This is a genomic window from Mesorhizobium sp. M0663 (assembly GCF_040320585.1).
In the GTDB taxonomy this organism is placed as follows: Bacteria; Pseudomonadota; Alphaproteobacteria; order Rhizobiales; family Rhizobiaceae; genus Mesorhizobium.
In genome coordinates, this window is record NZ_JAMYPX010000055.1 from 1 (window position 1) to 21,996 (window position 21,996).

Below are 21,996 nucleotides of genomic sequence, written 5' to 3' on the forward strand. Positions count from 1 at the left end.
TTTTGCCGTCTGCTCCCACGTAGGCCCTCCGTCTCTCGCGATCGGGGGGATTCTTCGCACATTCACCTCATGCCCCGCACGAGGGGAGCGGCGTCGCGCTTACGATTCAACGTCCACTTTGATGAGGTGGACAATGGCAAGGGCACTCAGCGAGGATCGTCGGTCGCGGGTTTTGAAGACTTGCGATGAGGGAATGTGCGTGTTTCGGTAAGTCCCGGACGCCGGTTGTAAACGGTCTCTATGAAAGCACCGATGTGCTTGCGGGCATCATCTGCATCCTTATAGGCGAGACCTTGCACCTCTTCCTGTTTCAGGGTTTTCATGAAGCTCTCCGCCTTCGCATTGTCGTAAGGATTGCCGACACGGCTCATGCTCGCTTGGATACCGTGAACAAGCAGAAGTTCGGAGTAGGCCCCGCAAGCGTATTGGGCGGATTCAAGCGATCGTCGCAACACCGATTGTGTTCACTCATGGCAGCAACTCGTCAAGCGCCTCTGCCGGCGTTTTCCAACCCAGGGTCTTTCTCAGCCGGGCATTGAGGGCCGCTGCCACGGCGGCGATCTCGTCGGCGCTGTGGATGCTCAGGTCGGTGCCTCCCGGGAAGTACTGACGCAGCAGCCCATTGGTGTTCTCGTTGGTGCCGCGCTGCCATGGGCTTTGCGGATCGCAGGAGTAGACCTGGACACCCGCATCGATCGTGAGACGATCGTGCTGGGCCATTTCGGCTCCCTGATCCCATGTCAGCGAACGGCGTAGCTCTTCGGGCAAGGCGATAATGGTGCGCGTAATCGCGTCACGCACGGCCTCAGCTCCCTGTCCCGCGAGCGCAGGCCCGTTCTTCATGCGCGGAGCTTCGCCATGTCCCGCGAGCCGGGGAAGATGCAGTAGCATCGTGAAGCGCGTCATGCGTTCGACCAGCGTGCCGATCGCCGAGCTGCCAAGACCGAGGATGAGGTCTCCCTCCAATGTCCCGGAACCGCTCCATCGGCCGCCGCTTCGGCGGGACGCTGACTGATCATGATTTCCGGTGATACAAAGCCCTGGCCTCGCCTGCGTACGCGCGCCCTGGGGACCCGTAAGACACGTCCTGTTCGCAAGCAGGCCGTCAGCTCGCGGCCCAGCACTCCGCGGCCCTGAACGAAGAGGACCAGATAGATGGCTTCGTGGCTGATGCGCATCGTCTTGTCGTCCGGGAAGTCGATCGGCAAGCGTCGGGCAATCTGCTCCGGGCTCCAGGCCCTGGCCCATCGCCGATCCTTTCGCGGGCCATGCCGGCGGCCCTTCCATGGAACGGTGGGACCATGAACGGGAGCGCCGCTCGGGCCCACGACAACGCCAGCAAGTCTCTCCTCCACATAAGTGCGCAAGGTTGCGTTGAACGCAAGCTTGGTCGGCTTGGGCCGACGGGCCGATCGATCCGCATGCCACTGGGCAGTCGTCGCCCGATACTCCAACCCGCCGCTGCGGGTGGCCGCGTTGCGCCGCAGTTCACGGGAGATTGTCGAGGCGGAACGACCGAGCCGGCGTCCAATCTCCTGCATGGAATGGCCCTGTACCCTGAGAAGTGCGATCTCTTCGCGCTCCACCAATGACAGGTACCGCCCGGAGAGTGGGTTCGCCGAGGATCTGAACATCGCTGGTGCCATACGCCCGCCTTTCGGAACCATCTGGTTCCTACAGGCTGCGACACTCCGGCTTCGAACGCAGCATCTTCGCTGCTCAGCCCCGCGCCGATCGCCCGCCAGAATCTAATCTGTTCATCGCGCCCCGCCAAAGGCGGCCGTCATGGTGAAGGTAATGGCGCTCGTCCAGACCGTCCCGATCGCCGGTTTCGAATGCTCATAGCAACCTCCAACTCAGAGTGTTGCGACGATCGCTTGAATCCGCCTTGAACCCTGCGGTCGGAATGATGGATGAAGCTCCCGGGTACGGGGTGGCGATCAGCGATCGCCATCTCGAGAGCCTCGATGGCAAGGCTTGCTCTAATATAATATAAGACATATGAGACGCGTATCCAGCGCCCATCCGACAACCTTGCGGCTAAACGCGTCAAGGACAACGGCAAGGAAGGCAAACTGCTCGGCCAGATGCAGGAAGGTGATATCGGCAACCCATAGCTGGTTTACGCCATTGAGGATCATTCCCCTCGCGAGGTTCGGCACGACTTGCCAACCATGCCGGGAGTTGATCGTCACAGGCACAAAGGGTCTAGCGCGCAGGCACAACAGATTGTCTTCACGCATGATCCGTAGAACGCATTTGTGATTGACTTGCCAGCCCTCGCGCCGCAGCAGGGCTCCAATCCGGCGGTAGCCGTAGTGTGTGTTACCGAGAGCCAGCTTCTGAATGAGATCGCGCAAACCCGTCTCGGCCGGACGAGGGGCCGAATCCAGCCAGTGACGGTAATAGCTCGCGCGGCTGACACCAGCGAGCCAGCACATTCTCTCGATGTTGAATTCGCCTTGCGACAGGCCGGTCATCATCTTTTCGACGACTTTGAAGATGCGGTTTCGCCAGGAGCGCCGCTCCGACGCCGATCTTCCTCGAAGTGCCGCAAGGCTTCGCGAAAAAAATCGAGATCGAGCTGCTGCTGCCCGACCTTCTGCTCCAGTTCCCTGATCCGGCGCCTGGCCTTGCTCAGTGCCTTTTCCTGAGGTGACGGCACATCGAGTCATCGAGTGCACTCTGCAGCTGTGTGGCTCCGTCAACTCTTGCTGTCCTGGCCGGCCGGCCACGCCGACGTGACCTCAGATTACCATGAAGCCTGAGATGATCACGCCACTCGTAAAGTCGTTGGCGACTGAAACTTGCTGACGGTTTCGCACCAATGTTCGGCGACGATCACCCTTTACTTTAAGGCACCTGTGTTGGTGCGGAGAAGTAAGGGGCTGCAGATTGTTCCTGTTCGTCAGGGGTCGGAAATGGTGTGATCGACCAATCGATTAAGTCGACGGCACGCTGAAGTATGGCCTGGGTCTGCGCAAGATCGGGTGAAGCGGCGATAACATATCCGATCGCGTCTCGGTAGTCGCCGTTCCTGATGACCGCCGTCTTGGGTTCAACATACAGTTTAACCTCTGCGACACCTGGTACGGCAGCCGCCCGACTGTCACCACCGATCCGATCGAGGATGCCGTCACGATCAGGAAGTAGGTACCGCGTGACAGCAGTGTATGAATGCCTTTTACCTAAGTCCCATTCCTCGCCTATGACAAGCTTGATGTGCTCGGTGATGAGATCGACACCGCAAGCTAGCTGAAACCGTTGAGGAGTGGTCCCACCCGCAAGACGAGGATTGACTTCAATGACGACTGGCCCACGCGTGGTCCACCGAAATTCAATGTTCGTTGGCCCCCAGCCAAGGTCGAGAGCCCGCAAACAGCTCAGCGAGAGTTCGGCGATACGCGCATACTCGACATCGGTCAGCGGGGCCGGAAAGATGCATTCATTAAAGACGAAATGCGGTGGGGGGCCGAAGTCAGCGGCACCAATGGCAATGACCTCATGTCCCATTATCTCAGCGCTATAGAATGGGCCTTGTGTGAATTCTTCGACCAGTATGCTCGGCGAAGACAGCCATATCTGCTTCCCGCGCAACAGATAGGTCGTATGTTTAGCTAACTCATCGACGTTGCGGCACAATCGGACACCCATGCTGCCGCTGCCCACGGCTGGCTTAAGAATTACCGGCAGGCCGATCTCCGCAGCGGAGCGTTCTACCTCCGTCGCACTCGTTGCCACCCGATAAGCGGGTATCGGAATGCCGGCCTCCGCGAGGAGCTGACGTTGAGCGAATTTGTCGCAGCATCGTTCAATGGATGCGGGATTCGGTCCTGGTAGATCGAAATGGCGGCAGAGCTTGCCGACTGTGGCATAGAACGACTCGTAGAGGCACGTAATGCCAGCAATGTCGTACGTCGCATATAGCCGGGAACATTCGCGGATCAGCGCATCGAGATCTTCGGTATCGACATGGATTACCGCAGTCCCTTCTGCCGCAAGATAGTCGTACTGAGTTGGATCAGCCGACATGGTAATTGGATGAAGACCAAGACGCCGAGCCGCTTTCACGTATGGCAGACCAATACTTCTGTGGCCCTCAAGCAGGATGATCGCACTTGTCGCCATTGACGTTGACCTTTCGTTGCAAGATGCACGGCGGTCTGAGCGTAAACAAGCGTCGGGTTTTTATTCTCGTCCGAACTCAGATCTGCATTGTCGGTACCATTATCAGCGATCTGCGGACACAAAGAATCTGTAAAGTTTTTTAAAGGATCTGTTGCAATGTTTCGGTACGAGCGGTGTGGCATTGAGCGTCTCGACGCGAGGAAAAATCCTGCGGCCGGAAGGCAAGCTGCAAAAGGGCTTATGTCTCTCTCAGCGTCATCAGCAATTCGACGGTCAGCATGAAATTTCAGACGCTCGGACGCTCGCTTATGACGCGTCGTTGTATAGGTTGATCGCCACCGGCTCGGAGCCCGAAATTGCCGAGCAGCATCTGATCCGCGACCCGCCGGTTGATCTTCTGTCTACGCTTCGGGGGGATCGTACCTTCTCCGAATTCGGCATCGCGAGCCCATCGCCATCCATCGCGACGAAAACGAATAGGTACCCTGGTGTCTGGGTGCTGTCAAAACCCAGATCAGCGCAACCAGCCGACAACTACACAGCGATCCGAGGCGCCATTTTGACACGATCAAGCGTGATCATACTCTTAAATTTTCGCACGCTGGGGTCGGTAAAGAGCTTTGTCCTGGCGAAGACGTCAAAGACCTCGAGGTCCTCGACCGCCACGATTAAGAGCCTGACCCGAAACTCGCGATTGGGCGTGGAAGCGGTTGAGTGGCCCCGTCCGTTGTGATTCCCTTGAGTTGTCTAGACTTGAGCGAGATCACGGGATGGGTTGGACGGAGGCCACCCGCCGGCAATATTGCCGCGCGGGGCAGCGGGATGCAAACGCGTTGACGGACAGGGAATGGGCGTTGATCGAGCCGTTCATGCCTGGAGCGAAGGCGACGGGACGACCGCGGACGACCGAGCTGCGGGCAGTCGTGGACGCGCTCTTCTATATTGCCTGGACGGGCTGCCAGTGGCGGGCATTGCCGGACCGCTTCCCGCCGGTTTCGACGGTTCAACGCTATTTCTATGCCTGGCGAGACAATGGGCTGTGGAAGACCATCAACTTCCACCTGGTGGTCCTCGGTCGCGAAGCGAGCCCGAGCGCCGGCATCATCGACAGCCAATCGGCAAAGACCACGGACGTTGCCGGTTTGCGTGGTTACGACGCCGGCAAGAAGGTCAAAGGCCGCAAGCGCCATATCATTACCGACACCGAGGGGCACCTGGTCGGGTTGACGGTACATGCGGCCGACATCCAGGACAGGGATGGGGCAGTTGGCGTCATCGCCACCATTCGACAGCTTTACCCGTGGCTGCGCCATCTATTCGCCGACGGCGGGTATGCAGGAGAAAAACTAACGGAGACTCTGGCCGATCTGGGCACATGGACCATTGAAATCATCAAGCGCTCCGACACGGCCAAAGGCTTCGAGGTACTGCCGCGACGATGGGTGGTCGAGCGAACTTTCGCCTGGCTCGGACGTTGTCGCCGACTCGCCAAGGATTTCGAGGTCACCATCGCCAGCGCCGAGGCATGGATATTCATCGCGTCGATCCGCCTTATGCTGCGACGAAGGGCAGTTCCGCGTCGCGCGTAGCCGAGTTTCGAGTCAGGCTCTAAGACGAAATCGGCATCACCAGTGACCATATAGCACTGTGTAACCTCCTTGGCCGCCTGCATCGCGCGCTTGAAGTCATCAACAAAGTCCGGACGTTCGCGGTCAAGCTCTACTGTCACGACAACGGTAAGCGATCTGCCAAAAGCCTTAGAATCAACGAGTGAGATATCCGCAACGATCACTCCAGTCGAACGCTGCTTGTTCACTCGCTGCATGCATGAGGCGACCGAGGAATCGACACGCCTCGCGAGTTCGGCAAAGGACAGCCGGTTGTTCTTCTGTAGTACCGTAAGAATTCTTCGATCTTTATCGTCCATCGCCGTAGCCTTTTGAGCGCTTAGTTTCGCACCCTGCTGTTTGTCGTCAAGGTCACCACAGCCTGCGGAGATGCCCCAGGCCGGACGCTACTGCGGTGAAAGAGACGCAGGGCCAAGACAGCTTGCGCAGCTTCGCATCGAACGGTTCAAATCTCGTGCCAATTCGGATTGATCGAGCCGGAGAGTTGTGACATCGTGTCATTTCAGCTGCTTAAACCGAGGCGAGATTGGGAATCGTCAAGGAAAACTCCGTGCCGGAGTCGACAAACTCAACAAAAATGTCCGTAGGCATACTTCGGGATCCCAGGGTAACCTACTGATGGCGAGACGGCTGGATGATTATGCAAAGGCTTCTCTGAATGAGGTCGTTGAGGTCAAGCCCCTGCTGATATTTTTCCGAACCACAGCGTTGGTTCAGCAACCTCACCAAGTCAGCTGTCCAACCGCCCAGGGTGGCCGAGCGGGGCATGCGAGGACCACACGACCATTCACCGGCGGACGTCCGTCACCAACCGCTATTGCTGGAGCGTTTCAATCGACGCAAGCGGAGGCACAATCGGCAGCATCAAAGTCCGTGGGCGCGCGGTAGAGAATAGATGGTTCAGAGGGACTCATAGTTAACGTAGTGGTCCGCTTTCGCAAAGGGCGCGGAGTTGGCCGCGATCCACGGTATCAGTTCTATGACTGTCATGCCATAGTGATCCAGCATTTTTACGAAAGAACTATCTTCGCCGAGTGATGGTATATAGTTGCACTCAAGGAACCAGATCTGTGAGTCATACGCCACCCGGAAGTCAAATCTAACCATATTATGAAGCGCAACCGACGAGGTAATTAATGTTGCCGCTGACTGCAAATGCGTAGAAACCGTGGCATCTAAAGCAACCACAGATTTCTTTGAAAGATTGCCGGGATATTTCTGGTCGCGGCTACAAAACTGTTTATCTGCGTCAATTCTCACGACTGGTAGGGGTATCACCTCAGACGACCGAATGATACAGCCGCACGTATACTCCTCGCCGGGAATGAACTCCTGCATCAACGCAGCATTGTCGTAGGTAAAAATCACGCGCAAAAGAGCGTCAATCTCGGCCTCGGATCTTGCGGGTTCATGAAAAAGTTCAGCGAAAAGTGAGGAGCCAAGTGAATTTGGCTTTACCACAATTGGGCCCTGTATTGACGACGCTAACTTCGGCCAGTCGTCGACATTGCGGGCCGTGAGCAGCACAGTCCTAGGTACTTTCACATCCTCATTCGGAAATAATGAAGAAACGAATGATGACATAGCGTACTTATTCATCGTCAGCGATGCCACGTGCGGGTCGCCGAACGTGCCACTTAACCCTAAAAGCCCCGCAAGCGTCTGTGCGCCACCATCTTCGCCAAACTGTCCATGCAATAAATTCACCACATATTCACCCCTGGATATAACGCAACCAAAAGTGTCGACCAGTGTGCGTCCGGAAAGGACGCTACTATCGGACATATAGGCGTGGAGATCTTCAATCGTGAAGTCACTATGGAAAGGGATTCCACGAACCAGGCCGTCATTGCGGCTCACATGATACAGATTTTTAACCGAGAACGGCCGTTCTGTGTAGGGCAGGGCTAGGTAGGAGGAGATGACGTGAGTTAACGATATGACGGACCCGTCATACTCCGTCGAAATCCCTCCGAAAAGAAATGAAACTTCAAGCGGCATCTTCGTTTCCCTTCAAGTCAATAAAGCGTGGCGATACAGCAAGGCTGCAGCTTCTTAGGACATCGGAGTTGCCGAGATCACTCATAGATCGGCCGACGAAAAGGTCCCGGACTACAGGCTGATTCGGCGGTAAACCGAGATATGACGTTTGGAGTGTTCGGTGAACGCACCTCTCGCCCAATCTCCCCAACGTTCCACGAGCTCCAGCCCTACGCGCTCGGCCATGGTGTCGAGTTCTTGAGGGTAAACGTAACGAGCGCGATATGGTAAACGTCTGACCGATGTACCAGAAAACCAGAGGAGGCTTGAAATCAAGTGTTGGTTCAGTGGATCGTGGACATGCGCATTGAGAATCGTGTTCTCGTGATCCACGAACACCGTAGTAGTTTTCTGGCCGTTCACGAAGCCTTCCAAGGCCGGCACATCGAACTCTATCACCAGAATTCCCTGTTCATCTAGCGCCTCTGCGGCAGATCGGAGGCAAGTCAATTGAGCTTCGCGCGTGGCGAGTAGCTGGAACGTGTTATAGACACAATATACCAGATTATAGCTTTGCTCCGTTTTGAAATCGGCAATGTCCCCCTTCCAAGCCTTAACAAGGTCAGTGCGCTTGACGAGAAGTTCCAACATGCTGTCTGAATTGTCGATACCTTCGACCCTGACGCCGCGCTCACCCAAGGGCACCGCCACGCGTCCGTTGCCAATACCAAGTTCAAGAGCATTCCCTCCGCGAGAATAGCTCTCAAGAAAAGTCACAGTCTCGTCTACCTCAGCGATTCTGCCATGTATGCGGGCAAATCGTTGATAGTTAGACGCCCAAGTCTCGTCATAGATAAAGTTGTTATTCATGTTCGATTCGCCTCTCTCCATTTCTACGCGAAGTTCACATTGCGAACGTTGGTGCGTAGAGTTGACTTGGGGTGACATCAGATCGACGATCTTCCAGCCCATATCGGCTGAAGCTTTGGCGGCGCGGGCCATGTCAGACTTGCACCGGGGCGGCAACGGTGCCGGATTGCCGACCGGAGCCTGTCGGCCAGAACCGCGGCTTCCCTGGTTCCATCAATCACGATATACCACAACATGAATATCTTTCGGTAACTCTCGGTATGAGGTAATCGCGAAAGTCGTGCCAACTGTGCAAGAAAAGTGTCGAAAAATATTTCAATGTTCTTCAACGACTTAAATCATGATGCGCGGGAACCAAGTCGAGAAGCCCCCAGTCGCTTACGCGACAAACCCGACAGGAGTGTCGGGTACCCGACGTCTTAGCTAATTGTTCCGGGTCGAATAGCTCAGCCATTCAGCATTCGCCCTCACAGATCGGGAGGGCGGCTTTCCCGCGGGGTCTGTGAGGGGTGGGGATGGCAAAGTCCCCACCTACTTGGCAGTCGCGGACGGCGCCAAGAACGCGGGAAAGGCGATCCTCGGCGAGGCTGGCCAGATCGCCGAAGAGGTCAGCTCGCCGGAGTCGTGGGCGGCCATGCGCCTGAAGAAATAGCTGCCCAGAACAGGCGTAACACGAACCAAGAAGCCGGCCGGGAAGGCTACCCAGCGGGTGCCGTCGAGCGACGGGCCACCGCTCGGCACGATGCAATGGAGATGAGGATGGGTCTGGCCCATGAGCCCAAGTGTGCAGCACCGCAATGTTGCCGAACTTCGCGCCATTTGGGAATCGGCGGCAATTGCTGCGCAGCGTCTCGGCGGCCGTCTTGAACAGAAGGGCGTAGATGACAGTCTTGTTGCGGAAGGCGAGGGCTGAATCTCGGCGGGCAGTGTGAAGACGACGTGGAAATAGGCAACGCCTGTCACGAGGTATAAGCTCATGAACACAAGCCTGAGGTCGGTGTCCTGCCGGCGCGCGAAGAGCCTTATACCAACGGTCTTGGCTGCTGACTCTTTTGTGATTTTGGCCGATTTGCGCGCCGTGATTCCGTATTGCCGAAGGAGATGCGGCGATGGGATCAGCGGTGAAGTTGCGGACGGACTTTTCGGCGGGGGAGCTTCGCCGTCTTGCCCGGAACTCAAAGGATGTGCGCCAGAGCAGCCGGCTGTTGTCGATCGCGGCGGTTCTGGACGGCATGAGCCGGGCCAATGCGGCCCGGATCGGCGGGATGGATCGCCAGACACTACGCGACTGGGTGCATCGGTTCAACACGGCCGGCCCCGATGGTCTTGTGGACCAATGGGTGCCGGGACCAGCGTCCCGGCTGTCGCATGAGCAGCAGGCCGAACTGGCCGCGCTTGCAAACTGTCCGGTCGAAACGGGGGCCAGTTCAGAGAGCATTAGTTCTCCTACGGTGAGGTACAGGCCGCACGAAGCGCCACGTATAGTTTTGAATCGCCCAGCGCACTCAATCCCAACAACATTTTGCCACCAGCAGTTAGTAGAACCCGACGCGACACCTATCCGGAAGGGGTAGGGTGCCGATACGGAAGGCAAGGTCAATGTTGCTTGGTTATCCGGCGATGGCCCCCCGGAATAAGTCCGATGGGCTCCTTGTTATGTCAGTTGATTATTCCCAGCGACCTTCGACAGCGTGTCGAAAATCATCTCAGTGCCCTCGTCGAGAGACTTGATGGAAATTCTCTCGTCATTTCCGTGCATTCGCTCCAGCGTGTCATTATCTAACGGATATGGATAGATGCCATAGACCGGCACGCCGCGCTGGCGCCAAGCCAACGCGTCGGTCCCTGCCTCGAAGAGAGCAGAGACAACTTGGGCCTCAGGCCAGACTTTTTTACTACTCTCGGCGAGCGCCTTGTAGAGATCAGTCTCGGTGGAGGAGGCGGCCGCATTTGTGGCCTTGTCGTAGTACTCCCGGTCTTCCGCCTCCGACATGGTCGTGGCCAAGGACACGTTGATACTGGGGTCACCGATGGCGGCCTCGACCTGCTTGAGCACATCCCATGGAACCGAGCCCGGAACGAGGCGGATGTTAATGTACGCCTCCGCTGTAGCAGGGATGACGTTTTCCTTCACCCCTGCTTTGACGGCCGTCGTCGCGACCGTGTTGCGCATCAGGGCATGCCAGAGGAGAGGATAGTCTCCCTGCTCGGATACCCTCTTTCCGGCTTCCCGTAGCGCAGTCGGATCCTCGCTCTTGCCAAGGGTAGCCAGATCCGCCGCCAACGGCCCCTCAGTCGTCTTAGACAGAGCCTCGAAATAAGCCCGGGTCTGTGGGGTCAGCGTCGGATCGGTGTCCCATACCGAGATCTTGGCAAGGGCGAGGGTGAGACGCCCAATAGCGCTGTCGGGCATCGGCCGCGAGGAATGCGTGGGTCTTCCCAAGACCTGGAGTTTCAGACCAGCATAGATCTTGTCTCGGGTCGTAATATTCACCTGGCGGGTGACACCCGCCTTATCCCGGAAAATCCATCCGCCTTCATTCAACGCGAATTCTGCGTCGATTTTGTCCCAATGGTTTTTCGCAAGCCAGCCGGTCCCATACTCACCCGCTTCCTCGTCCGCTTCGGCGAGAAAAATCACGTCACGGGCGAGAGGAATCTTGCTTTCTGCAAGCATCAGCATGGCTCGGGCAAATACCGCCTGGCCACCTTTGAAATCCATGGCACCTCGGCCCATGATAAAGCCATCTTTGATCACGCCGCCGAAAGGATCCACGGTCCACATGTAGCGCTCGGCTGGAACCACATCAGAGTGGCCGGCCATAAGGACAGGTCGTTTGCTCCCATCGCCTTTGAGTCGCGCAATGAAGTGGGCTCGGCCTTCGTCTGGCGTCCTCACGATTTCGTTCGGGATCCCAGCCGCGTCGAAGATCCTTTTCAGATATTCGGCCTGCTCGATCGTGCGCCCTGGAGGGTTAGTAGTATCGAAACGCAATAGATCCTGCAATAGAGCTGCCGTTTTACTACTGGTCGTTTCGGCAGCAGCCATTGCGGCAATGTTGCCGGCAGCCAGTACATGGGTATCAAACGAAGAATCGGGTTTCCACTTCACGACAGATCTTCCTTCTAGAGATGGGCGAAAACGAATACGCGCACGAGCCCGTCTGTTTACCGAGTCCTTAAGAAGACAATTGCTGATGCGAAGGTGACCCAGAGACGACGCGCCCCATGATAGGACTGCATCGAGAATCTGACACTCGTGTTTGTAGCGCAAATATCGTACCATCTTGCTGCTCTTCATAGGGCACTAGGCACTGGCCTCGCCGATGAGCCGCTGCAAGCCGCTGCATTGTTAGTTGTTGCTATCATGCCCTTACTCGCTTCTGCAGCGTGTGAAGGGGCCCACGCAGCCGAGGAATGCAAACGACCGCCGCGCGAGTGGTTCGAGGCCAAGACTTAGTTAGCCGCGTTCGGCGACCTCGCGCCCAGAATTCCTGACATATCGCTCGAAAATGTCTTCAAAAGTTCGTCCCGAGTCAGCCAAACCAGCCAGTCGTCGTGGCTTATTCCAAGAGCAGGCAAGCGCAGCACTGATCCGTATTCACAATGCTGATATCCATATCGATCGACTACCCCCTTTTCGATGTTCCAGCCCGCGACCAACGCATAGATCCAATCCGGCGACCACTTAGCCCATGCCAGTCCAAACGCAATGCGACCAATAAAGGCTGCGAGACCGCGCCCCCTAAAGTCCGCTCTCAGCCAGATGTCGCCATGATACGCTACCAGCCCGGTTATGCTGCGGGCAGTCGGCGCGGAGCAGCTACACGAGGAACTAGGTCCGGCTTGGAGGTCGGGATCCGCGAAACAGGCCTTGAGCGACCCAAGGTGCTCGGCCAGGCTGGTGTTACGCAGATCGTCTAAACGCATCGCTTGGACATGCGCTATACTCCCTTCTCGGTCCCGCCCAATAATCCAAAACGCCTTTCTGGGCTCAAGATCAGAACAGTCCGGCCGGAAGTGAGGAGTGGTCGGCGGCTTTCCGGGAAGTCTACTGGTGATACGGTTATATTCCTCAAAATTGTCGCCCATTGTAATATAGAGACCAGACTTGCGCCCGATCTCGTCTGCTGCACAGACATGTTTGGAAACGTCGAGTATTGTAACCTGGCTATTCATTTTCTGACACGCATTTCATAAGAGAAACGTGGTTTCCACCTGTTAAAGGCGACAACACGATTATCGGAAAGAATACCAGCCAATGACGAATCAGTTCTTGACGCGCCAGATCATGACTCACAGGGTGGTCATTAAGCTGGTGAAGGGCTCATGCGTTGCTCATAAGCCGCTCGCAGCAATCCGCATCGCTTCTGTGGGCCAATTAACAATTTATATTTCCGGTGCTCAGTATCTACCGCTTATTCAACAAATTTGATAGTCTTTGGATAATCAGCGAGATTGCTATATTGATGCGTTATTTCATCGCCGACTTCTATGTCTTTTAATGCGATAATGCTCGCCCACGTTCCGGTGTCTTCGTCGGCCCATGCAATTCGTGCATTCGGGCGGGATGAATGATTAACAACCGAGATAAATCCGAAAACAACATACCCGATTATGGGGTATTTTGCGAGTTGTCTTCCAGGGCGAACAAAGTAATACTCGAACAAACCTGTGTTATCGATTTGAGTGGCTTCAACAGTCCCAAATCCCCAAGTTGGCGACCGGTCAATTAAATCGCCGTTCTTAAATGGAATGTTCGCAAATACTCCGCGTCCTTTATGAGGGACATTCTTTATATAAATGGCGTTGCTGCGGTCAGAGGTCATACCGGTCATGGTGGTTTCCTTATAGATGCTTAGCATCGCGTGTTGTCCAGTACGGGATTGACGTGCCCGACGTGCCTACATCGATCCCGGCAACCAACTCTTCGTCCGAGATCGTCAGCGGCGGCTGCACGCCATGTGTCCGGGCCGCGCCAGCGATAATCATATCTCTGCCCGCGCCGTGCTTGCGGGCGATCGCCGCCACCGGTCCCCGGAACCACGCTCTCGGCCGCGCTCTGGCGCAAACTAAGGTAAGTGACGGGTGCGTTCCTTCGCGAGGTGAGATAATGCGGTTTACAAGTTGATGGGTTGGCAGCCCTCATCTCTCACACGGTTTCGCGTACAGACTTGTCCAGAATGTCCAGCCCTCGCTGAAGTGTCTCTCTGTCGATCGTCAAGGGAGGCAGAACTTTGATAACTTGGTCCTCCGAGCCGCATCGCTCTACCACAACCCTGTATTCAAAGGCCTTGCGAACGATTTCCCCAGCAAGTTTACCGCTACCGCAATCGAGCCCTTGCATCATACCCCTGCCGCGTACGGTCAGGCCATGATATCGGCCGCTTTGAGCGGCCTGCTGAAGTCGCTCGCTCACGAAGTGCCCGGATTCCGTAACACACTGAGACAACTTTTCATTGGTCCAATATTTCTGTAAAGCGGCAGTCGCCGTCACGAGCGCAAGGTTATTGCCTCTGAATGTACCGCTGTGTTCGCCCGGCCGCCAAACGTCTAGTTCAGGTTTGAGCAGCAAAAGAGACAGCGGCAGCCCGCAGCCACTAAGAGACTTGGACAACAAAACCATGTCTGGCGACAAATCAGCGAACTCGAAACTGAAGAAACTGCCCGCTCGTCCGCAGCCCGCCTGAATATCATCTATAATCAGAAGAACGCCGTACTTCTTGCAAAGCCGCTCGATTGCCCTTAGCCAATCTTTGGTAGCAGGGTGTATGCCGCCCTCGGCCTGGACAGTTTCCGCAATGATGGCAGCTGGCAGATCGACGCCACTGCTTGCATCACCAAGCACCCTGTCCAGATAGTCCGAAGTGTCGTTATCGGCTCCCCAATACCCATCATAGGGCATGAACACTGCGCCGGCGAGAGGAAGGCCTGCCGCATCTCGGTAGTATCGGTTACCTGTTACCGCAAGGGCGCCCAAACTGACCCCATGAAAGCCGTTGGTGAATGAAATGATACCGGACCGTCCAGTGACCTTGCGTGCGAGCTTCAAAGCGGCTTCCACGGCGTTGGCGCCGGTGGGACCAGGAAATTGAAACTTGTAGGTCAGACCACGTGGCCGCAATATTATCGCGTCAACACACTCCATAAACTCTCTTTTGGCTGAGGTGGCCATATCCAGGCCGTGAACGATCCCTCCTGAGTCCAAGTAGTTAATCGCGTCCTTTAACAAATCAGGATCGTTGTGGCCGTAGTTAAGGGTGCCCGCGCCGGAGAGAAAGTCGACAAACTCGCGACCGTCCTCGTCCTCGAGAATGGCTTCTGCAGCCGCCCTAAACACTACAGGAAAGGACCGCGAATACGACCGCACGTTCGACTCGAGGTTTTCGAAGGCAAGAAGCGAGTTGGCTCTACTCTCTCGAGGCATGTTCTTTCCTTTACAGACAAACTAGCAGCACTGGCATTTACGCTTCTATCTTCACCGGCGTCTAATCCGCATTCTGACGGCGGCTTCAGGTTTCTAAACGGCAACCTCGGTACGCGCCCTGTCCTGAGTGGGCAAAACAGCGCGTTTACTCCTCATGTCCCGTTGCACGAGCTTCTGGCCTCAGATGCGATTCCCAGTAGCTACTCTAAGAAACTCAATAATCATGCCAACTACTTCGACAAAAGCATCAGAACAAATTATCCGCATCGTTTTCAATGGCCTAGGTTGCCTACAGCAGGGTATCGGTTCTAACGCGATCGTGTCGCATCTTGATAAAAACCCGACAGCAGTTGTCGGTTTCTCGACGGCATCGGGGCTGTCGATTGTAATTCCTTCGCGATGTCTTCCTAGGCGACCTCGTACTCGTGCTGTTGCGAGGCCCGCAACTTGGTCGTGGTCGAATAGCTCAGCCATTCGGCTTTCGCTTCACAGGCCGGGGCCCCGGGCGAGGGCGGTCTCAGGGCAATGGTAGTTGATGAACCGAAGGCCGCGACGGGTGGCGAACACACAGCGGGACGAGTTCTTCTGTGGTTGCACGCCTGCGGTCAGTCCGACGGCGCTCAATTCGATGCGGGCGAAGTTGGAGGAGAAGCCTGCGATGAAACTCAGCAGCCGATATCCGCTGAAGAGCATCAGGCCTGATCAGCCATACCCGAGAAGACGCATGCATGCCGACATCCTTCTGCTGTTTTCGTCGGCGCGTTGTAAAAGGGCTCGGACTGGGCGATCACGTTGCCTCAAGCACGCCAGTTCCGCTCAGCTTCGAATTTCGGCGCGCGGCACTACCGGCTCCGGGCCGGACTCGAACGCCATGGCTCGGGATGATCTGGTCGCCTGCGGCTGCAACGGAGCCGTCGATAGGCCCGGCTATGCTGCGGTGCTAAAGGCCTCCCATGCAGAGGTATTTCATTTCGAGATAATCCTCGAGGCCGTGGCGCGACCCCTCCCGGCCAATCCCTGATTGCTTCATTCCGCCAAAGGGTGCGGCCTCGGAGGACATGCGTCCCGTATTGATGCCGACCATGCTATATTCGAGGGCTTCGGCAACGCGCCAGACCCGCTTGAGATTGGAGGCGTAGAAGTAGGCTGCAAGACCATAGATGGTGTCATTGGCCTCGCGCACCACCTGGTCGGCATCATGGAAGCGGATGAGAGGAGCCAACGGTCCGAAGGTCTCTTCCTGTGCGACCCGCATTGTCCTTTCGACCTCTGTGATCACCGTCGGCTCGAAGAATGTTCCCGATTTGCCGATACGGCTGCCGCCGCAACGGATCTTCCCGCCCTTGCGCACGGCATCGCCAACATGGTCTTCAATCTTTGCAAGGGCGCATGTATCGATCAGCGGGCCGATCGCGACATCTGGCACGAAACCGTCACCGACACGCAATGCACGGACACGCTTGGTCGGGTGTCGAGGTGGCAAGCAACAAAAGACCGATGTCGCCACGGTCGATGCCGGCGCTCGACAGCGCCATGTCGCCGGCCTGGGCAGCAAGACCAGACAGCGTGTCTTCGTCCGTTGCCCAGAAGCGCGAACGGATTCCGGTACGCCTTTCGATCCAGCCCGGTTCGAGGCCGAGATTGTTCTCGATTTCGGCATTCGCCACCTTGCGCCCAGGCACGTGATGGCCAAATCCGAGAATGCGCAACGACTTGCTCATGGCCTGGACGCGAAGCGTTCGCCGGCCTCCTCGATGGCGTTGTAGAGCCGGTCGAGCTCATCACCAGTGATGCAATAGGGCGGGAGAAGATAGAGGACATTGCCGAGCGGGCGCACAAGCAGGCCACGGTCGAGGAAGAACGCGCGCAGCTTCGGGCCGATCTCGGCCAGATAACCGGCTGAGCCGGTGCGCAGATCGAGGGCTGCGATCGTGCCAGTCGCTCGGCAGTCGGTGAAGCTGGCATTGTCGTCAAAGCGCCGAAGCCCGGCCGCCTGTCTCGCGCTCAGGGCCGTGATCCGCTCGGCCACCGGCTCGTCCTGCCAGATCTCGGCATTGGCGAGTGCTGCCGCGCAGGCAATCGGATTGGCCGTGTAGGAACTCGAGTGGAAAAACGTCTTCTTGCGATCCGCTGAATAATGAGCCTGGAAGATCGCATCGGTGGCAAGCGTGGCCGCCAGCGGGATCACGCCACCGGTCAGGCCCTTCGAGGTGCACAGCATGTCCGGAGAGATGTTCGCCTGCTCGCAGGCGAACATGGTTCCGGTACGCCCCCACCCGGTCATCACCTCGTCGGCGATCAGCAGCGTGCCCGAGGCCTCAGTGATCCTCTTCAATTCGGACAGAACCGATGCCGGATACATCAGCATGCCGCCGGCGCCAAGCACCAGCGGCTCGACGATCAGCGCGGCGGCGCGCTGGTCGCGGCTGAGGGCCTCGAACCGATCTAGCGTTTCCTGTTCGCGCCCGGCGGCAGGGAAGGGAATGGTGTCGACCTCGAACAGCAAGGGTTCGTAGGCGGCGTTGAACACACCGCGGGCACCGACGCTCATCGTGCCGATGGTGTCGCCATGATAGCTGTGCTCCATGACGACGATGCGCGAGCGCGGCGCGCCGATGTTGCGGAAATAGCCGAGCGCCATCTTCAGCGCGACTTCGACGCTGGTCGAGCCGCTGTCGGAATAGAACACCCAGTCGAGTCCGGCGGGAGCGAGCCCGACAAGCGCCTTGGCCAAGCATTCGGCAGGCTCGTGCGTGAAACCTGCGAAGATGATCTGGTCGAGGCTCGAGGCGGTCGTCTCGATCGCCTTTATGATGCGGGGATGGCGGTGGCCATGGGTGACGACCCACCAGGAGGAAATGGCGTCCAGAATGCGCGCGCCATTGGCTTTGTGGAGATACGCGCCTTCCGTCAGGACGATTTCAGGGATCGCCGGCTCGAGCGCGTGCTGGGTGAAGGGATGCCACACACGGGATTGCGGCATCATCCGCCTCCGGCAATCAAAGCGAGGTCGAAGCCGGCAATCATCGCTTGTCTCAGCGTTTTGTCCGTCAGCGGATCGAGGTGCGGCAGCCTGCCGAGTTGCGGCACGTCGCCGAATTCCACGATCGTCCGTTGCGTATCGGTCATCTCATCGCCGATGAAGGCGATGCCAGCCAACGGGATAGCGCGCGCCCGCAGGGCCTCGATCGACAGCAGGGTGTGATTGATTGTTCCGAGCGCGGTGCGGGCGCATAGAATGACCGGCAACTGCCATTGCTCGAATATGTCGATGAACCTTGTCCGGCGGTTCAGCGGCACCATCAGCCCGCCCGCGCCTTCGATGACGAGCGGTGTCGGCAGGACCGGAAACGAAAGATCGGCAGCCTCGATCGAAACGTCGTCGATCTCGGCAGAACGATGCGGCGAAAGCGGGCTCTTCAAGCGGTAGGCTTCCGGCAGCACGCGGCCCGGCGACAGGCCGGCGAGCCGTGCAACCGCCTCGCTGTCGGTCTCGCCGTCGAGGCCCGATTGCACCGGCTTCCAGTAGAAACCGTCAAGCAGGCCGGCAAGCCCGGCCGCAAACACGGTCTTGCCACTTCCGGTGTCTGTGCCGGTGATGACGATGCGCTTGGTCATGTCGCCTCCGGTCATGTCTGGGCCAACACCTCGACGAGCGCCTCGACCATGGCGGAAATGTCGGCTTCGCCGATATTGAGCGTCAGTGAGATGCGCAGCCGCGACGTGCCTTCGGGCACGGTCGGCGGACGAATGCCGCGTATGTCGAAGCCGCGCGCCTGCAGTGCCGCCGCCACCGCCATGGTGCGCCTGTTATCGCCGATGACAAAGGGCTGGTAGAACGCCGCAGCGCTCGGCCAATTGGCGGCCCGCGAGGGCGACGCGTTCATGCAGCTGAAAACGCCGCATAGGCTCGTCGGCGAGCATTGCGAGCGCTTCGCGCGCCGCGACCGCCATCAGCGGCGATGGTGCGGTGGAATAGATGAATGGCCGGCAGCGGTTGACGAGATAATCGCACAGCAGTCCCGGCCCGGTGACGAGTGCGCCGGACGCGCCGAGCGCCTTGCCGCAGGTGTGGAGCGTCACGATGTTGTCGCGGCCCTCGAACGCGGCGGCCAGCCCCCGGCCATCTGGCCCCCAGACGCCGGTGGCATGCGCTTCGTCGACGACGAGGAATGCCTCATGCCGATCGGCAAGCGCGACCAGGCTCTCTAGCGGCGCGCGGTCGCCATCCATGCCGTAGAGGCTCTCGACGGCGATCCAGATACACCCCATGCCGCCTTCGGCGCGCCAGCGCGTGATCGCATCCTCGACAGCGTTGACGTCGTTGTGCGCAGCGAGTTTGAACTCGGCGCGCCCGGCCCGCGCGCCTTCATGCATGCTGGCATGGGCGAGTTCGTCGAGGACCAAAACGTCCCCTTTCCGCGGAAGCGTCGTCAGCAGAGCAGAGTTGGCGATGTAGCCGCTGCCGAAGAACAGCGCGCGTTCAGCTCCGAAGAACGCCGTCGCGTCTGTCTCCAGTTGCTCATGCTCCGGCGCGTTGCCGCGCAACAGCCGCGACCCGGTGGCGCCGACCGGCGTGCCCTGCGCAATCGCCGCCGCAACCGCATCGCCCAGCCTTCTGGAGGCGGCAAGCCCGAGATAGTCGTTCGACGAGAAGTCCAGCGCGGCGCGCGGCGACAGCGTCCGCAGCCGGTCCTTGCGCGCCAGTCCCTGCAAGGTCGCCTCATAGCGGGCAAGCGGTGCCCCGTTCATTGCGCCTCGAGTTCCATCGGCTCGATGCCAAGGCGCCGGAACAGCAGGGTATCCCTGTCCTCACCGGGATTGTCCGCCGTCAGCAGCGTGTCGCCGACGAAGATCGAGTTGGCGCCGGCAAAAAAGCACAGCGCCTGCATCTCGTCGGTCATGGCCGTACGGCCGGCGGAAAGACGGATATGCGATTTCGGCATCATGATGCGCGCCAGCGCGATCACGCGCACGAATTCGATCGGCTCGATGGGCTTGGCGTCGGCAAGCGGGGTGCCGGGGATCGGGATCAGCATATTGATCGGAACGCTTTGCGGATGTTCCGGCAGGTTGGCCAGCGTCACCAGCATGCCGATCCGGTCCACCGGCTCCTCGCCCATGCCGACAATGCCGCCGCAGCAGACCTTGATGCCGGATTGGCGAACGTGCTCGAGCGTCTCGAGCCGCTCGGCAAAGCTGCGTGTGCTGATGATCTCGCTATAGTAGCGTTCCGACGTATCGATGTTGTGGTTGTAAAAGTCGAGACCAGCCTGCTTCAGTCGAGCGGCTTGCTCAAGATCGAGCATGCCGAGGGTCATGCAGGTCTCCATGCCCAGCGCCTTGACGCCTTCGACCATCGCCACCACCGCATCCATGTCGCGCGCCTTGGGGTTTCGCCAGGCCGCGCCCATGCAATAGCGGGTTGCGCCGGCGTCACGCGCCTTGGTCGCCTCGGCGACGACGCGCCGGACCTCCATCAGCTTCGACGCCTTCAGGCCGGTTTCGCTTCTTTGAGCTGACTGAGAGCCGCAGAATATGGCCGTTCATTGGTTTCGTCTTCTTCCCTCGAGGACATCAAGGAGCGCACGCGCCGCATCGAGCACGTTCGTGCCAGGGCCAAAGATAGCCGCCACACCGCGGTCACTGAGGAACTGGTAATCCTGGCGCGGGATAACGCCACCGACCACAACGACAATGTCGCACCCTTGGCCTATAGCGCCTCGACTAGGCGACTGACCAGTGTCATCATGGGTCAGCATCAAGCCACTTAGAAAGACCTGGCGCCCGTCCCACTGACTTTGTCATTTGGCGTTCTCCGCAGATGCTACAGCTTTCGAACGAAATTTCGTTGTAGGGATCGCAGCGACCAGCCACTGGCGGCAGTCGTTAGGTAAGCATGTGTTTGTTTTGGGCTGATCGTCGCCGTGTCCCGAACAACCCAGATCAGCGCTCTTGCCATTGCCTCTACGCACCACGGTTTTGATCTACTGACCTCAGATGAGGTAAGCGTACCATTCACGGCGGTTTGGATTTGCTAAGAGTCTATGAATTTCTTTGAAGGAGGTGTTACAACGGCTCCACGCGAATTAGCAAGGAGTTGATCACGCGGCGAGACTTACGAACCTGGTTGGCCAGGCAGGGTTCGGATTAAACCGGCGGGGAGCAGACCGTCCCTGGAAAACACCTCTTCGGATCACGGCCGGCAAGCAGCCGGTCCAGAAGTTCTATCTCGATAGACATCTGATGATTCTCTCGTTTCCATCATCATGACCTCGGGCTCAGAATTCCTGACAGTACCGCGGCGAGACTTTTCTTCGTCAGAAGCTCCTGTGCGGGCCGCGCCGCCAGCCGGGCCAACGGACAAAAAAACGCCGGGGCGGGCGGACACCGTCGTCGACCGATTGCTGAACGACGCGCTCGGTGGTAAGCGGGCAGCTGAGGCCGTTCAGCGCTGGTAATTCCATGGCATGAGGGCGTCGATATCGCTGTTTGGCCAGCCATTGGCAATGCGCTCGAGGGTCAGGGTGAGCCAGGCGTGCGGATCGACCTGATTCATCTTGGCGGTGGTCAGCAGGGTGGCGATGGTGGCCCATGTCCGTCCGCCGCCGTCGCTGCCCGCGAAGAGGCTGTTCTTTCGGGTAATTGTCTGCGGCTGGATGGCGCGCTCGACCGTGTTGGAGTCGATTTCGATCCGGCCGTCAGTGAGGAAGCGCTCCAGCGCGGCACGCCGGCCGAGTGCATAGCGGATCGCCTCGGCCGGCTTCGATTTTCCCGACAGCTTGGGCAGCTCCTTTTCCCACAGCGCAAAGAGAGCGGCAACGATGACGGCGGATTTCTCCTGACGCGCAGTTATCCGAACTGCCGGGTCCTGGCCGCGTACGGCCTCCTCGGCGGCCCACAGTGGGGCCATCTGCGCCACCGTCTGCGAGGCGATAACGGAGGAGCCTGCGGCATGCAGTT

At 58.2% G+C, this 21,996-nt stretch carries 17 protein-coding genes and 6 pseudogenes; 3 read left to right on the forward strand and 20 right to left on the reverse strand.

The window, feature by feature from the left end; genetic code table 11:
- Nucleotides 1–146: 146 nt before the first annotated feature.
- The 5 genes and pseudogenes from NKI54_RS36650 to NKI54_RS36655 all read right to left on the reverse strand — a co-directional run bounded on the left by NKI54_RS36650 (nucleotide 147) and on the right by NKI54_RS36655 (nucleotide 4,794).
- A complete protein-coding gene (locus NKI54_RS36650) occupies nucleotides 147–455 on the reverse strand; it encodes an integrase core domain-containing protein (protein ID WP_502898310.1) in 309 nt (102 codons plus the stop codon).
- 13 nt (nucleotides 456–468) lie between these two features.
- Nucleotides 469–1,774: pseudogene (locus tag NKI54_RS34625) on the reverse strand (IS30 family transposase).
- A 208-nt stretch (nucleotides 1,775–1,982) separates the two neighbouring features.
- Nucleotides 1,983–2,480, reverse strand: a complete 498-nt coding sequence (locus tag NKI54_RS34630; RefSeq protein WP_352694306.1) for an IS3 family transposase — start codon at nucleotides 2,478–2,480, stop codon at nucleotides 1,983–1,985.
- A gap of 373 nt (nucleotides 2,481–2,853) precedes the next feature.
- Complete coding sequence (locus NKI54_RS34635) at nucleotides 2,854–4,128, reverse strand: ATP-grasp domain-containing protein (RefSeq protein ID WP_352694307.1); 1,275 nt, start codon at nucleotides 4,126–4,128, stop codon at nucleotides 2,854–2,856.
- Between the two features lie 534 nt (nucleotides 4,129–4,662).
- Nucleotides 4,663–4,794 (reverse strand): hypothetical protein, encoded by a 132-nt coding sequence (locus tag NKI54_RS36655; protein ID WP_502898311.1) that lies wholly within the window; start codon nucleotides 4,792–4,794, stop codon nucleotides 4,663–4,665.
- 104 nt (nucleotides 4,795–4,898) lie between these two features.
- Here NKI54_RS36655 and NKI54_RS34645 point away from each other — a divergent pair, with 104 nt between their 5' ends.
- Entirely contained in the window at nucleotides 4,899–5,717 is an 819-nt protein-coding gene (locus NKI54_RS34645) for an IS5 family transposase (RefSeq protein ID WP_352694327.1), read from the forward strand.
- Nucleotides 5,718–5,749: 32 nt separating this feature from the next.
- Here the strand turns inward: NKI54_RS34645 and NKI54_RS34650 are convergent.
- The 4 genes and pseudogenes from NKI54_RS34650 to NKI54_RS36660 form a co-directional block, all read right to left on the reverse strand.
- Nucleotides 5,750–6,055, reverse strand: a pseudogene (locus NKI54_RS34650) (Lrp/AsnC family transcriptional regulator); the annotation flags it as partial.
- Nucleotides 6,056–6,656: 601 nt separating this feature from the next.
- Nucleotides 6,657–7,757 (reverse strand): ATP-grasp domain-containing protein, encoded by a 1,101-nt coding sequence (locus NKI54_RS34655; RefSeq protein WP_352694309.1) that lies wholly within the window; start codon nucleotides 7,755–7,757, stop codon nucleotides 6,657–6,659.
- Between the two features lie 111 nt (nucleotides 7,758–7,868).
- Entirely contained in the window at nucleotides 7,869–8,738 is an 870-nt protein-coding gene (locus NKI54_RS34660; protein ID WP_352694311.1) for a class I SAM-dependent methyltransferase, read from the reverse strand.
- Nucleotides 8,739–9,137: 399 nt separating this feature from the next.
- Nucleotides 9,138–9,380 (reverse strand): transposase, encoded by a 243-nt coding sequence (locus NKI54_RS36660; protein ID WP_502898312.1) that lies wholly within the window; start codon nucleotides 9,378–9,380, stop codon nucleotides 9,138–9,140.
- Between NKI54_RS36660 and NKI54_RS36665 the strand changes: the two genes are divergently transcribed.
- A complete protein-coding gene (locus NKI54_RS36665) occupies nucleotides 9,379–9,519 on the forward strand; it encodes a hypothetical protein (RefSeq protein WP_502898313.1) in 141 nt (46 codons plus the stop codon). The two genes, NKI54_RS36660 and NKI54_RS36665, sit on opposite strands and share 2 nt — an antisense overlap.
- Nucleotides 9,520–9,715: 196 nt before the next feature.
- Nucleotides 9,716–10,180, forward strand: a complete 465-nt coding sequence (locus NKI54_RS36670) for a helix-turn-helix domain-containing protein (RefSeq protein WP_502898314.1) — start codon at nucleotides 9,716–9,718, stop codon at nucleotides 10,178–10,180.
- Between the two features lie 80 nt (nucleotides 10,181–10,260).
- Here NKI54_RS36670 and NKI54_RS34675 read toward each other — a convergent pair whose 3' ends face one another.
- The 11 genes and pseudogenes from NKI54_RS34675 to NKI54_RS34730 form a co-directional block, all read right to left on the reverse strand.
- Entirely contained in the window at nucleotides 10,261–11,718 is a 1,458-nt protein-coding gene (locus tag NKI54_RS34675) for a M20/M25/M40 family metallo-hydrolase (protein WP_352694313.1), read from the reverse strand.
- A gap of 1,306 nt (nucleotides 11,719–13,024) precedes the next feature.
- Entirely contained in the window at nucleotides 13,025–13,444 is a 420-nt protein-coding gene (locus NKI54_RS34680; RefSeq protein ID WP_352694316.1) for an SET domain-containing protein-lysine N-methyltransferase, read from the reverse strand.
- Between the two features lie 314 nt (nucleotides 13,445–13,758).
- Entirely contained in the window at nucleotides 13,759–15,033 is a 1,275-nt protein-coding gene (ectB, locus tag NKI54_RS34685) for a diaminobutyrate--2-oxoglutarate transaminase (protein WP_352694318.1), read from the reverse strand.
- A 486-nt stretch (nucleotides 15,034–15,519) separates the two neighbouring features.
- Nucleotides 15,520–15,726 carry a hypothetical protein gene (locus NKI54_RS34690; protein WP_352694320.1) on the reverse strand — a complete coding sequence of 69 codons (207 nt, stop codon included), beginning with the start codon at nucleotides 15,724–15,726 and terminating at the stop codon, nucleotides 15,520–15,522.
- Between the two features lie 247 nt (nucleotides 15,727–15,973).
- Nucleotides 15,974–16,495: pseudogene (locus tag NKI54_RS34695) on the reverse strand (aldehyde dehydrogenase family protein); the annotation flags it as partial.
- Nucleotides 16,485–16,754 (reverse strand): annotated as a pseudogene (gene bioZ / locus NKI54_RS34700) (3-oxopimeloyl-[acyl-carrier-protein] synthase BioZ); the annotation flags it as partial. The pseudogenes NKI54_RS34695 and bioZ, both read right to left, overlap by 11 nt.
- Nucleotides 16,751–18,016, reverse strand: coding sequence for an adenosylmethionine--8-amino-7-oxononanoate transaminase (locus NKI54_RS34705; protein ID WP_352694321.1), 1,266 nt, complete (start codon nucleotides 18,014–18,016; stop codon nucleotides 16,751–16,753). The gene NKI54_RS34705 and the pseudogene bioZ, both read right to left, overlap by 4 nt.
- Complete coding sequence (gene bioD, locus NKI54_RS34710) at nucleotides 18,016–18,651, reverse strand: dethiobiotin synthase (RefSeq protein ID WP_352694323.1); 636 nt, start codon at nucleotides 18,649–18,651, stop codon at nucleotides 18,016–18,018. The genes NKI54_RS34705 and bioD overlap by 1 nt, the downstream gene beginning before the upstream one ends.
- An 11-nt stretch (nucleotides 18,652–18,662) precedes the next feature.
- Nucleotides 18,663–19,785, reverse strand: a pseudogene (locus NKI54_RS34715) (8-amino-7-oxononanoate synthase).
- Nucleotides 19,782–20,567 (reverse strand): annotated as a pseudogene (gene bioB, locus NKI54_RS34720) (biotin synthase BioB); the annotation flags it as partial. The pseudogenes NKI54_RS34715 and bioB, both read right to left, overlap by 4 nt.
- Nucleotides 20,568–21,481: 914 nt before the next feature.
- On the reverse strand, nucleotides 21,482–21,996 hold a 515-nt coding region (locus NKI54_RS34730), incomplete at its 5' end, for an IS66 family transposase (protein WP_352694325.1).